This is a genomic window from Mycobacterium sp. 1081908.1 (assembly GCF_001673535.1).
In the GTDB taxonomy this organism is placed as follows: Bacteria; Actinomycetota; Actinomycetes; order Mycobacteriales; family Mycobacteriaceae; genus Mycobacterium.
In genome coordinates this window covers 1-12,675 of sequence record NZ_LZLY01000054.1, presented here as the reverse complement: position 1 = coordinate 12,675, position 12,675 = coordinate 1, and the positions used below count along the sequence as shown (strand labels likewise).

General features: G+C 68.4%; 8 protein-coding genes and 1 pseudogene. 2 read left to right on the top strand and 7 right to left on the bottom strand.

The features are described from left to right. Window positions 1–48: 48 nt before the first annotated feature. A pseudogene (locus A5655_RS29355) lies at window positions 49–117 on the top strand (hypothetical protein); the annotation flags it as partial. Between the two features lie 93 nt (window positions 118–210). Here A5655_RS29355 and A5655_RS07540 read toward each other — a convergent pair. From A5655_RS07540 to mutA, 7 genes are all read right to left on the bottom strand, one after another. Continuing rightward, entirely contained in the window at window positions 211–1,467 is a 1,257-nt protein-coding gene (locus A5655_RS07540; RefSeq protein WP_231999100.1) for a nucleotide sugar dehydrogenase, read from the bottom strand. A gap of 167 nt (window positions 1,468–1,634) precedes the next feature. Beyond that, complete coding sequence (locus A5655_RS07535) at window positions 1,635–3,215, bottom strand: hypothetical protein (protein WP_067007597.1); 1,581 nt, start codon at window positions 3,213–3,215, stop codon at window positions 1,635–1,637. A gap of 235 nt (window positions 3,216–3,450) precedes the next feature. Further along, window positions 3,451–4,731, bottom strand: a complete 1,281-nt coding sequence (locus A5655_RS07530) for a serine hydrolase domain-containing protein (protein ID WP_369807190.1) — start codon at window positions 4,729–4,731, stop codon at window positions 3,451–3,453. A 70-nt stretch (window positions 4,732–4,801) separates the two neighbouring features. Continuing rightward, window positions 4,802–5,776, bottom strand: coding sequence for a methylmalonyl Co-A mutase-associated GTPase MeaB (gene meaB, locus A5655_RS07525; RefSeq protein WP_231999099.1), 975 nt, complete (start codon window positions 5,774–5,776; stop codon window positions 4,802–4,804). A gap of 27 nt (window positions 5,777–5,803) precedes the next feature. Continuing rightward, complete coding sequence (locus A5655_RS07520; RefSeq protein ID WP_231999098.1) at window positions 5,804–7,114, bottom strand: hypothetical protein; 1,311 nt, start codon at window positions 7,112–7,114, stop codon at window positions 5,804–5,806. A 209-nt stretch (window positions 7,115–7,323) separates the two neighbouring features. Beyond that, window positions 7,324–9,540: a methylmalonyl-CoA mutase gene (gene scpA / locus A5655_RS07515; protein ID WP_067007586.1), complete on the bottom strand. Its 2,217-nt coding sequence runs from the start codon at window positions 9,538–9,540 to the stop codon at window positions 7,324–7,326. A 4-nt stretch (window positions 9,541–9,544) separates the two neighbouring features. Beyond that, window positions 9,545–11,395 carry a methylmalonyl-CoA mutase small subunit gene (gene mutA / locus A5655_RS07510; protein ID WP_067007583.1) on the bottom strand — a complete coding sequence of 617 codons (1,851 nt, stop codon included), beginning with the start codon at window positions 11,393–11,395 and terminating at the stop codon, window positions 9,545–9,547. A gap of 179 nt (window positions 11,396–11,574) precedes the next feature. Between mutA and A5655_RS07505 the strand changes: the two genes are divergently transcribed. Then, window positions 11,575–12,336: a TVP38/TMEM64 family protein gene (locus A5655_RS07505; RefSeq protein ID WP_067007579.1), complete on the top strand. Its 762-nt coding sequence runs from the start codon at window positions 11,575–11,577 to the stop codon at window positions 12,334–12,336. The last annotated feature ends 339 nt before the right edge of the window (window positions 12,337–12,675 follow it).

Below are 12,675 nucleotides of genomic sequence, written 5' to 3'. Positions count from 1 at the left end.
GGCGGTCGGGACCCCGTTGGCGACGCTCGGCACCGGGACACCGGCCAAGTGAAAGTTCTGGTAACCGGTAGCGCGGGATTCATCAACGGATACGTGGTCGACGAGCTGCTGCGTGCCGGCCATGAGGTCGTCGGCATCGACAACTACTCGAAGTACGGCAAGGTCAAGAAGAGCTACGACGATCACCCGCGCTACCGGTTACCAGAACTTTCACTTGGCCGGTGTCCCGGTGCCGAGCGTCGCCAACGGGGTCCCGTTCTTCGCGCCCGCTTCGGCCTCCGTCACGTCCAAGCAGCCCCAGACATCCTCGACAATCTTGTCTTTGGGTATCTGCAGGCCGCGATAGATCGAGTGCGGCACGCCGATGACGAGGACGTCGGCACGGCCCAACACCGCGTCCAGCGCGTAGTAATCCGGGCCGTCCAGGAAGGGGTCGTGCAGCATCACCTTTTTGGCCTCGAGCATGAGCAGGTGCCGGAGCTTGAAGCTCAGCGAGTCGCGCGTGTCGTCGCAGTCGGCCTTGAACGTCATGCCGAGCAGGCCGACGGTCTTGTCGCGCAGGTTGACCCGCCGCTTGAGCTGGTTGACGATGAACTGCGGCTGGCCCTCGTTGATCAGCATGGCCGCGTGTCCCAGCATGAAGTTGTTGTTGCTGAAGCCGGCGAGCTGCATGGTGTCCTTCAGCAAGCACGGGCCCGCGGCCAGCCCGGCTCTGGGCAGGCTGTCGACACGCTTGTTCTTGTACGTCGCCGCGTGATGAATGCGGTCGAAGTCGAGGCCGGCCTCGCGGCTGAGTAGGTAGAACTGGTTGGCGACCGCGAACTGGATGTAGCGGTAGGCGTTGCAGAACAGCTTGGCCAGCTCGGCTTCCTGCGGCTCCACCTCGATGATCTCGGGGGTTATCCGCGAGAAGAGCTCGCGAACGATCCGGCACCCCTCGGCGTCGAACCCGCTGATGATCTGCGGAATCTCCCTCAGCTCGCGGATCGAGTGGCCCTGCGCGATGCGCTCGGGGCAGAAGGTGACGTGCACGCCGATACCCCGCTCGGCGAACATGTCGTGGACGCGCTGGCTCAACCCCGGGTAGACGGTGCTGCGCAGGACGAGCGTCTGCCCGTCGTGGAAGTACGGGCTGATCTCGTCGATGATGCGAAAAAAGGTATGCGCCTTCGGCGTCAGGTATTCGTCCACCGGCGTCCCGACGACGCAGATCACGATGTCGGAATTCCTGACCGCCCACGAATCGGTGGTCGCCGAGATGCGCCCGGTGGGCAGCAACCGCTTGAGCAGATCCTGGGCCCCGTTCTCCACGAAGGGCATTCGGCCGGCCATGATCGTCTTCAGGGCACTGGCGTTCGTGTCGAGGATGTCGACGTTGAAACCCTCGTCCGCGAGCACGAGCGCCAGCGGCAGCCCGACGTGCCCGGCGCCGCCGATGATGCAGATGCGCTTATCGGATTGAGCCACCATGTGAACCGCCGCCTCCCCACTGCTTTCCTTCTTGCGATCGCTCCGGCATACCCGAGCTACCTCGACGTTCACGGCTTACTGTGGGGAGCCTATGAGTTGAGGTTCCCGAACGTGGGCGTTTTCAGCAAATCCGCCCGAACGGAAACGCCGCCGCAACGTTTAATTCACGTCGCGGTCCGTCGCGCTCCGGCGGCAAAAAACAAGCCCGCCCCCAGCGCCAGCAGGATGGGTCCCGCCGCGAGCATGAGGTGGACCGCCGTGGCGGTGTCCCTGGCTAATGCCCCCTTGAGCCACATGCGGTTGCGGGCCCCGGCGTTGTCGGCGTCCGCGGGCCGGATTTCGGGCGGCAGGATCGCCCTGACGTAGGGATCGCCGAGAACCTGGGCCAGCCGCTGCGGGTTCGGGTGGGCGAGCTCGATCCCGTGCCCGCCCCGGCCCGTCGACCTGAGGTTGTCGACGTTTCCCCGAGCGAGGTAGGCCTGCGCGTGGACCGTCTGTTGTTGTGCGGATTTGCGCCAATCGATGGCCCCGAGCGCCGACCCGTAGTAGCCCAGCAGTGCGATCGCCGCGACGACGGCGAACATCCACCTCGCGGCGCCCCCGAACCGGCTGAACCGCGTCGCGCGCGCATCGTCGGCGAGCGCGAACATCGCCATCAGTCCGACGGGATAGACGAGCAGGACGATGTCCAAATAGCGCACCCCGACGGCGGCCCCACGGCCATAGGCGAACAACACCAACTGGATGGCGAGCCACCCGCAAATTGCCACCGCCACCCAGGCGCGGTCCGAGATCCCGGGGCGCCTCGCGATCGTGCGGTAGCAGAACGCGACCGATGGCACGAATCCGAACCCGGCCAGGGCAAACAGCACCAGCAATCCCTGGATGAAGGTCCACGGAGTGCTCATCGGACGCGCGCACGACGCCGTCCACACGACCATCGCCAGGGCGAGTGCCGCCAGGACGACGAACCCGGCGAACTCACGACCGCACCGCGTTCTGGCGTTGGTCGCCAACTGCACACCCACCAGCAGCACCGCCGCCAGGACGGCGGCCACCCCGGTCGCGAAGGAGAAGTAGCTGAGGATCGCGGCGGCCGACCCGCAAAACCAGCACGCGGAGAACGGCCGCGCCCCGGCCAACGCGGCCAGAGTTGCGACGCCGAAGAACAGGGCGAGGTACACCTGGCCCTGAAACGCCCACAGCGCGTTCTCGTAGACCACCGGAACGGCAAACAGGAAAGCGACGAAGCACGCCAGGAGCAACCGGCGTTGCGCCGCGACGAGGGGCATCAGCAGCGCCGCGAACCAGGTGATCGCCGCGGTGTGCACGATCGCGCCGAAGATCATCTCGAGGCGCGTGTTCCACTCGCCGGCCAGCTCGAGGTGGGCCAGCGCAAACAGCCGGAAAACGAAGATGCGGTGTTCGTTGTGCGGGGCGAAGAGATCGGTGACGGACAGCGCGCCCCTCAGGTAGGGCGAATAGAGCCCCGCGCCCTCCCCGTCCCATTGATCGAGCAGCGGCACCGTCGAGCCGAGCGTGGAGACGACGATGAGCTTGGCGCCGAGGACGGTGCAGGCCACCGCCGCCAGCAGGGCGAACGTGCCTCTCCGCCGCGGCGGTGTCCCTGTCGGCGCGGTCGTGGTCCCCGAGGGGGCGTCGCGCTCGGCGGCCGCGGCGGAAGCGGCCCGCGGCAGCAGGCCGACGGCCGAGTGGTCCAGCGTCGATTCATAGTGTTCACGCATCGGGTAGCCGCCCCCTTGGGGCAAGTCGCCTTGGCGACAAGCCCTTTCGCCGCGCAAAACGGAGATCGCCACCCGAATGCCGGGAGTCGAATTCCCTCCGAAACGCCCCCTCGAACCCTTGCCCATAACCCGTATATCCCGCGGTCGGAGCGTATGAGACCGACGTGTTCGAGCATGGATGTTTTCAGCAAACCATCCAGCCGGATTCGTTTGCGGGATCGCCGGGCGGGCCGCCCTAGCCGGCGACGGCTCCCGGCTCCGAGAACGGCGCCCCGAACTCGGTCACCGGCTGCAGGCCGCGCTTGCGGACCTTCGCGGCGGCGTCGCGGATCAGTTTGTAGATCCCGACGAACGCGGCGTGATCGGTCATCACGAACGGTGTCAGCAACCGGTTGTGCACCAGCGCGAACGAGATGCCTTCCGCGGGGTCGGCCCAGCCGACCGAACCGCCCAGCCCGACGTGCCCGAAGCCCGGCATCACGTTGCCGATCGGCAGGCTGTGGTAGCCCAGGTGGAAGGCCAACGGCACGAACAGGTTTCGGTCCGGACGCAGGCTGCGCCGGCCCGTCAGGCCGGCGACCAGCTCCCGCGACAGGAATCGGGTACCGTCGATCTCCCCGCCGTTGGCGATCGCCCCGTACATCCGCGCCAGCGCGCGGGCCGTGACCACCCCGTTGGCCGCCGGGATCTCGCCGTCCAGCAGCGGGATCTCACCCTGGGCGGCGGCGAAGAAGCCGGGGAAGTACATGGAGCGCCAGCCACCGGACAGCTCGTTTGCGACCTTGCGCGTCACGTAGGACAGGGCCGGGTTGCCGACGATGCTCTGCGGCATGATGATCTGCGCGACGCGCGTCGGGGACCCGGCCGGTGGCCGGCCCAGGTGCATCCCGTCGGTGCCCAGGGGCTCGGCCAGCTCCTCGCGGAACAGGGCGCGCATGCCCTTTCCGGTCACCGCGCGGGCCAGCCCCGACATCAGCCAGCCGAACGTCAGCGCGTGATACGCGGATTTGCCCAGCAGGCGTCCCGGTGGGGCGGCCGCCAGGCGCTCCTCCATCACGACGTGGTCGAGCAGGTCTTCCTGGGTGGCGCCGCGCAGGCCCGACAGCCCGGCGGTGTGCCTCATCACCTCGCGCACGGTGAGTTCGGCCTTGCCGTTGGCCGCGAATTCCGGCCAGTACTCGGCGACGGGCGCCTCGTAGTCGATGAGCCCTCGGTCGGCGAGCCGGTGGATGACCGTGGCGGCCATGCCCTTGGTTGCCGAGAAAACCATGGGTGCGGTGTCGGCAGACCACGGCACGTGACCACCCCGGTCCGCCCAGCCGCTCCACACGTCGACGGCGGGCCGGCCGTCGACGTAGACGGCCAGGGCCCCACCACCGAATCGGCGGGCCGGGAACATGGTGGAGAAGGCTCGAACGACGCACGAAAAGTGTGGATCCGCCGCGCCGGACACGCGATGACCTGCGTCGGGGCCATCGTGAACAGGGACCGCGCGGCGAGCGACCCGAGACTCCATCGTCACGCTATCGAATTTACTTAAATTCCATACCTTCCGCCGGGAAAACCGCGGTTAATTTACCTTTCCGTTAGGTGGACGCGGCCTTGAGGATTTGCTGCGCCGCCAGCGCGGGCGTCAGCTCCCCCGCCTTGACCTGGCGTTCGAGGTCGGCGCGGATTTTGCGGACGCCGGGGTTGGACATCACTCGGTCCAGGACCGTGTCGCGGACCATCTGCCACGTCCAATCGACCTGCTGCGCCCGCCGGCGCTCGTCGAGTTCCCCGGCGTCGGAAAGCACTCGGTGATGGCGCTCGATCGTCTCCCACAGCTCGGCCAGGCCGGTACCCTCCGTCGCGCTCATCGTGAGAACCGGTGGCCGCCAGAGCGTTTCGCCCGGATGGATCAACCTGATCGCCGCGGACAGCTCCCGCGCGGCCTTGCGCGCCTCGGGCAGGTGCTCCCCGTCGGCTTTGTTCACCACGACGATGTCGGCCAGCTCCAGCGCGCCCTTCTTGATGCCCTGCAGCTGGTCGCCGCTGCGCGCCAGCGTCAGCAGCACGAAGGTGTCGACCATGTTTGCCACGGCCACCTCGGACTGGCCGACGCCGACCGTCTCGACGAGGATCACGTCGAACCCGGCGGCCTCCAGCAGGACGATGGTTTCCCGCGTGGCCTTGGCCACCCCGCCCAAGGTGCCCGACGTCGGGGACGGACGGATGTAGGCGTCCTGGTGGACCGCCAGGCGGGCCATCCGCGTCTTGTCGCCGAGGATGGAGCCGCCGGTGCGGGTCGACGACGGATCGACGGCCAGCACCGCGACCCGGTGGCCCCGTTCGATCAGGTGCATGCCGAGCGCCTCGATGCTGGTGGACTTGCCCACCCCCGGGGTCCCGCTGATGCCGACGCGGCGCGCGTTGCCGGCGTGCGGCATCAACTCCAGCAGCAGCCGCTGGGCCTTCTCGCGGTGGTCGGCGCGCGTGGACTCCAGCAGGGTGATCGCCCGTGGCAGCGCCGCACGATCGCCGCCGCGAACCGCCTCGGCCAACGCCTCGATTTCCGACACGATCCCCCAGCGTATAGGGCCGCCCGGTCAGAAAAGGTGCACGCTCCACACGCCGACGTTGTTGGCCGCCCCGGTCGGCAGCAACGCCAGGGCGACGACCACGTAGACCCAGAGCAGGACGTTTCTCCTCGACGGCACCTGCTCGATCTCCGGTCTGCTGACCGCGTACAGCAGGTACACGACGGCCACGTCGAACGTGATCAATATCCACCACCGGGTCCAGTCGACGGCGGTGACGAACAGGGGGACCACCAACGCCGCCCCCAACAGGGGCAGGACGAGATTATGACGAAATTCGCCGAGGAACGCACGGACCGGAACGCCGGAGAAATACCGGATTGTCCCTGCAGTTCCGGCGAAATACACCACCCCGAGGACAAAGGCGCCCAGCAGCGGGAAGAAGCCCCAATGCAAAACCATGTATACGGCGCCGGCCGTGTCGGAGTCGAAAATCGGGATCACTTTATTGCACATGAAGTCGTGAAAGTCCGTCCGGCTCTCGACCCGGCCGAGCATATAGTCGAGGGCTTTCTGCGGCGTGGTGGAAACCCCCCACGGATGTTCGATCATCCCGTGCGGGACGTGGGCACATAACTGCGCCGCGACGTCGCGGCGCCCCAGCGCGGCGACCAGGAGCGTCGAGACGATCCCCGGACCGACCGCCAAGGCGGCGCACATTCGCTGGGTGGCACGTGCCGAATCCTTCGCGAGGACGACGATCGCCAAAACCGCTCCGAGCGCGAACGCGAGTGGGATCGCCTCGTGCATCAGGACCAGCACCGCGATCGCGATTCCGTACAGCGCGCTGAGGCTCATCCTGGCGCGGGGGGTGCTCACCGCGGTGAGGGCGACGCTGTAGGCCAGCAGCGCGGTCATCCCGAAGAGTTCGGGATGCGGGCTGTAGATGGCGTAGGAAAGCGAGAAGGGCAGCACCGGAACCAGCAGGGCCAGCATGACCTTGCGCTGGGACCTGGCTCCCCCGGACGGGACGGTGAGAATCCGCCACGCCAGCGCGGCGAGGGCGATCAGCCAAACGAGTATCGACGCCCACAGCATCGCGTAGGCGGCGGTGAAGTAGTGCCCGGGGGCGAATATGCGGATCAGTTCGCCGCCGAGACCGCGCCGCACAAATCCCGGCGCGTAATTGCCGACGTAGTACTGCAGCCACCATAAATCGTTGGAAAAGACAACCCTCTGGAAATACATGTGGGCGATAACGCAGACGATCACCCAGGTCGAGGTCAGCGCGTAAGCCGCGAAGAGTCGCGCGGTGAGCTGCGGGTAGCTACGCGGAATAAACTGGTCTGCCGGATAAGTGGGAATGGCCAACACCGGCATCAGGGCCACCTTTCCCGAAAAGGTTTGCCGGAGAATAGCCTATTTAGCGCGAAGGCGATAGAGACTTTTGCCCTTTGACGGGCTTTCAAAATGGGCGATTACCCGTCGGACAATCGCCCGATCATGAATGCATCGCGCGCCGGGATCGGGCGACGATTCGGGCGCGTCGGTGACGATCCAAGATCACCAACACATTCGGTGAATGCGCGCTAATCCAGCTTGTATTCAAGCCGGTCGGCAAGCTTGTGCAGCAGGCCGATCGCGGCGTCGGCGATCACCGTTCCGGGCGGGAAAATGGCGGTGGCCCCGGCGGCGTACAGCTCGTCGAAGTCGCCGGGCGGGATGACGCCACCGACCACGATCATGATGTCGGGCCGTCCGACCTCGGCCAGGGCGTCGCGCAGCGCCGGCACCAGCGTCAGGTGCCCGGCGGCCAGCGACGAGACGCCGATGACGTGCACGTCGTTGTCGGCGGCCTGGCGGGCCACCTCCTCGGGCGTGGAGAACAGCGACCCGACGTCGACGTCGAAACCGATGTCGGCGAACGCCGTGGCGATGACCTTCTGCCCCCGGTCGTGGCCGTCCTGGCCCATCTTGGCCACCAGAATCCGGGGCCGGCGACCGTCGGCCTCGGCGAACTTCTGGACCAATTCGGTGGCGGTTGCGATGTTGGTCGCCTTTCCGGCTTCGTGACGGTAGACCCCGGCGATAGTACGGATCTCCGCCTGGTGACGGCCATACACCTTTTCCAGCGCGTCGGAAATCTCGCCCACGGTGGCCTTGGCCCGGGCCGCGTCGATGGCCAGCGCCAGCAGGTTGTTGCCCAGGCCGTCTTCACCCGCGCGGCCATGCGCGGCCGCGGCGCGCGACAGCTCGGCCAGGGCGGCCTCGACGGCAGAGGAGTCCCGGGCGGCCCGCAGCTCCCGCAGTTTCGCCAACTGCTCGGCGCGCACCCGGCTGTTCTCGACCTTGAGCACCTCGATTTCCTGGTCCTCGGTGACCTGGTACTTGTTGACCCCGATCACGGGCTGCTGGCCCGAGTCGATGCGGGCCTGGGTGCGCGCGGCGGCCTCCTCGATGCGCATCTTGGGGATGCCGTCGTCGATGGCCTGCGCCATGCCGCCGTGCTCGGCGATCTCGGCCATGTGGCCGCGGGCCGCTTGCGCGAGCCGGTGCGTCAGCCACTCCACGTAATAGGAGCCGCCCCACGGGTCGATCGGCCTGGTGGTGCCCGACTCCTGCGCCAGCAACAGCTGGGTGTTGCGCGCGATCCGGGCCGAGAAGTCGGTCGGCAGCGCCAGCGCCTCGTCCAGCGCGTTGGTGTGCAGCGACTGCGTGTGCCCCTGGGTGGCGGCCATCGCCTCGATGCAGGTGCGCGCGACGTTGTTGAAGGCGTCCTGGGCGGTCAGCGACCAGCCCGAGGTCTGCGAATGTGTGCGCAGGGAAAGGGATTTGGCGTTCTTGGCGCCGAATCCCGCGACCAGCTCACTCCACAGCAGCCGGCCGGCGCGCAGCTTGGCGACCTCCATGAAAAAGTTCATGCCGATGCCCCAGAAGAACGACAGCCGGGGCGCGAATTTGTCGATGTCCAGCCCGGCGTCCAGGCCCGCCTTGATGTAGTCGACGCCGTCGGCCAAGGTGTAGGCCAGCTCCAAATCCGCTGTGGCACCGGCCTCTTGGATGTGATACCCGGAGATCGAGATCGAGTTGAACTTGGGCATCTTGGCGCTGGTGTAGGCGAAGATGTCGGAGATGATGCGCATCGACGGCTTGGGCGGATAGATGTAGGTGTTGCGCACCATGAACTCTTTGAGGATGTCGTTCTGGATGGTGCCGGCCAGTTTCTCCGGCGGCACCCCCTGCTCCTCGGCGGCCACCACGTACAGCGCCAGGATCGGCAGCACGGCGCCGTTCATGGTCATCGACACCGACACCGCCGACAGGTCGATGCCGTCGAACAGCTGCCGCATGTCCAGGATGGAATCGATTGCCACACCGGCCATTCCGACGTCGCCCTGGACGCGGGGGTGGTCGGAGTCGTAGCCGCGGTGGGTGGCCAGGTCGAAGGCCACCGACAGGCCCTTCTGGCCGGCGGCGAGGTTGCGGCGGTAGAAGGCGTTGGAATCGGCCGCGGTGGAGAACCCGGCGTACTGGCGAATCGTCCACGGCTGGTTGACGTACATCGTCGGGTAGGGGCCGCGCACGAAGGGGGGCTCGCCCGGGAAACTGTTCAGCGGATAACCCTCGGCCGCCGCCGCGGCACGATCGGCGGCGACGTACACCGGTTTGACGTCGATGCCTTCGGGCGTATGCCAGTCGGCGGCGGCATGCTGCTGCGCCGCGGCCTCGGCGGGTGGGCGCGCATCGCGATCGCCGTGCAGCGGGACGTCGGAGAAGCTGCCGATGGCAGGTGTGGTCATCGTCATGGCACTACGCTCCCAACCGGGTGAGCAGGTTCGACAAGGCTTCCACCGCATTGATTTTCGCGGTCAGGTATTCGTCCGGCCGATGCGGGGCGTCTCCGAGCGCCTGCTCCGGGCCCGCCAGGTACACCCTCGTCACACCGGCGCCTCGGGCCGCCTCCACGACGCCCGATGCCTCGTCGTGATAGCGCTTGTCGGTGCCGCAGACGATGGCCACCGCCGAATCGGCCTCGGCCACCGCGGCCGCGATCCCGGCAGCGTCGACCGGCCCCGGGTTGATCGCCTCGATGCCGCCCGACGCCAGCAGGTTGGCCGCGAACGTCGTCCGAATGTTGTGCTCGGCCAACGGGCCGAGCGGCAGCAGCAACGCCTTGGGGCGCGAGCCCGTGCGCGCCAGGAAGGCGTCGGAACGGTCCCGCAGCGCCTCGAACTCGGCCGCGTAGCGCCGGGTTCCGGATGGCGGGTCCCCTTGCGGCAGGGGCGGTTCCTCCAGGTTTGGATATTCGTTGACGCCGGTGATCGCGGTGCGGCGGTGCGCGATGTCGTCGGCGCGCCGCGCGGCGACGCCGGCGATCTGCTCGGCGATGTAGTCGCGCGCGTCGGCGAACCCGCCGCGGGCCGCGCGCTCCTCGGTGGCCTGGAACTGCTGCCACGCCAACTGCGCGAGTTGCTCGGTGAGGTCCTCGACGTACCAGGATCCGCCGGCCGGGTCCAACACCCGTCCGACGTGCGACTCCTCCAGCAGCAGCAGCTGGGTGTTGCGGGCGATGCGGCGCGCGAAGCCGCGTCCCACGCCGGGAAAGCCGCCGGGGATGGCCACGTCGAAGGGCAACACCAGCACCGTGTCGGCGCCGCCGACGCCCGCGCCGAACGCGGCCACCGTGCCGCGCAGCATGTTCACCCACGGGTCGCGCTGGGTCATCATCGGCAGCGAGGTCTCCGCGTGTACCACCGCCGCGCCGGCCTCCGGCTCGCCGACGACCTCGGCGACGCGCGCCCACAGCTGGCGCAGGGCGCGGACCTTGGCGATGGTCATGAACTGGTCGTCGTCGGCCGCCAGCCGGAAGCTGATCTGCCGCAACGCTTGTCCGACCGGGACCCCGGCCTCGGTGAGCAGCCGGAGGTAGGCCACCGCGGCCGCGAGGCTGCCGGCCAGCTCCCAGCTCGCGTTGGCGCCGAGGTTGTGGAAGGCGGGCCCGTCGACGGTGACCGCGCGCACGCCATGGCGTCCGGCCACGCGGGTGGCCACGGCGACCGCCTGCTCGGTCGACGGGGATTCCCGGCCGCTCAGCGACGCGGTCAACGGGTCCGCGCCGAGGTCGATCGACAGGGCGCCGCGCTTGTCGGCATCCACCTGGTCGACCAACGCCAGCACGGCGTCGCAGGCCTCGGCGTAGTCGGCGCCCGCGTCCACGATCACCGGCACCAGATCCAGGTACACGCCCGCGAGCAGCCGCCCGAGCTCGCCGGCCGCCACCCCGCGCTCGCCCACCCGGACCAGCAGCGCGCTGACGCCGTCGGCGAGGGCGGCCAGCACCGCGGCGTTGGGGTCATCGCAGCCCGGCGCGGGGAACGCCTCGGCGACCTTCCAGCCGGCGTCGACGTCGCGGGCCGCGTCGCCGCCACGCACGTAGGGCCACTCGCCGGGCAGCGCGGGTTCGGGGAGCTCGTCGAGCGCGGTGTAGAGCGCCCGGACGGCGATCCCGTCATAGGTCGGGGTTTCCAGCAGCCGTTCGGGCTCGTCCCCCAGTTGCTCGGGATCCTTGCGCGAGCTCTTCGACAGCACACCGGCGACGGCACTGCGCCAACGCCCGCGAACCTGCTCCAGGTCGGCGAGTTCGGGTACATCAATGGACACCGATTGCTCCCTTTTTCCCAGTAAATGGGGCTCTGCCACTTACTGACGAGGCTAATTGATCGGCCCTCCCGGCAAAAAACCGCGCGGGGCGGCGACCGGGGCGCGCCGGCCGGGCGCGGCGATGAAACGCCAGCCTCGGGAAAGGACTTATTCGGCTCTGCCCCGTAACCTTGACAGGCGTGACGGCTTCCGCCACCTGCAAAATCACCGAGCGACTGCGCGCCGTCGGCTGCGCACTGGCCGCGACGGCCCGTCAGCTGTCCGGGCCGCGGACGGCCGCGACAGTGGTCGGTATCACAGTCCTGGTCGCGGTGGCCACCTGGCTTCCCCTGCCGACGCCGGTGCAGATGCGGGACTGGGCGGAGTCGGTGGGTCCGTGGTTCCCGGTGGCGTTTCTCGCCGCGCACATGGTGGTCACCGTGGTGCCGGTCCCCCGCACCGCATTCACCCTGGCCGCCGGGCTGCTGTTCGGCCCCCTGCTGGGGGTGGCCATCGCGGTGGTCGCCAGCGCCGCGAGCGCGGTCATCGCGATGCTGCTGGTGCGCGCGGCCGGGTGGCAGCTCAACCGGCTGGTTCGCCACCGCTCGATCGACACGGTCGACGAGCGCCTGCGCGAGCGCGGCTGGCTGGCGATCTTCTCGCTGAGGTTGATCCCCGCGGTGCCGTTTTCGGCGATCAACTACGCGGCCGGCGCATCGGCCGTGCGGGTGGCGCCGTACACGCTGGCGACGCTGGCCGGTTTGCTGCCCGGCACCGCCGCCGTCGTGATCCTCGGCGACGCGCTCGCCAGTCACCCCAGCCCCCTGCTGCTCCTGGTGTCGGTGTGCACCGGCGCCCTGGGGCTGACGGGGCTGATCATCGAGATCCGCCAGTTCCGGCGGCACCATCGCCGCAAGGCGCAGGGTGTCGAGCCGTCGCCCGAGCCGGCCGTCGTCGGCTGACGTCGCTGCCGATTTCTGAACCGAACCTGAAGATATGAGCCCCACGGGCCGCTCTTCAGGTTGACTTCAGCGCGGCTTCCTACCGTCGCCGACGTAACGCAGCGACTAGTAGGAGGCACAGTGACCGCTGAGGAATCAACCCCCGCAACTCCACCTTCGGTCCTACAGCGACACCCGGTCGGTGTCGCCGTCGGCAGCGGGTTGGTCGGGCTCGCCGTCGGGGCCTTCGGGGCCGCCACCCTGATCGGCCTCTGGGCCCCGCCGGGCCCGCCGCCGGGAAATCCTCACCAACGGCGCCTCGCTGATCGCCCAGATGCTCAAGGCGCTCATCGAATTCGG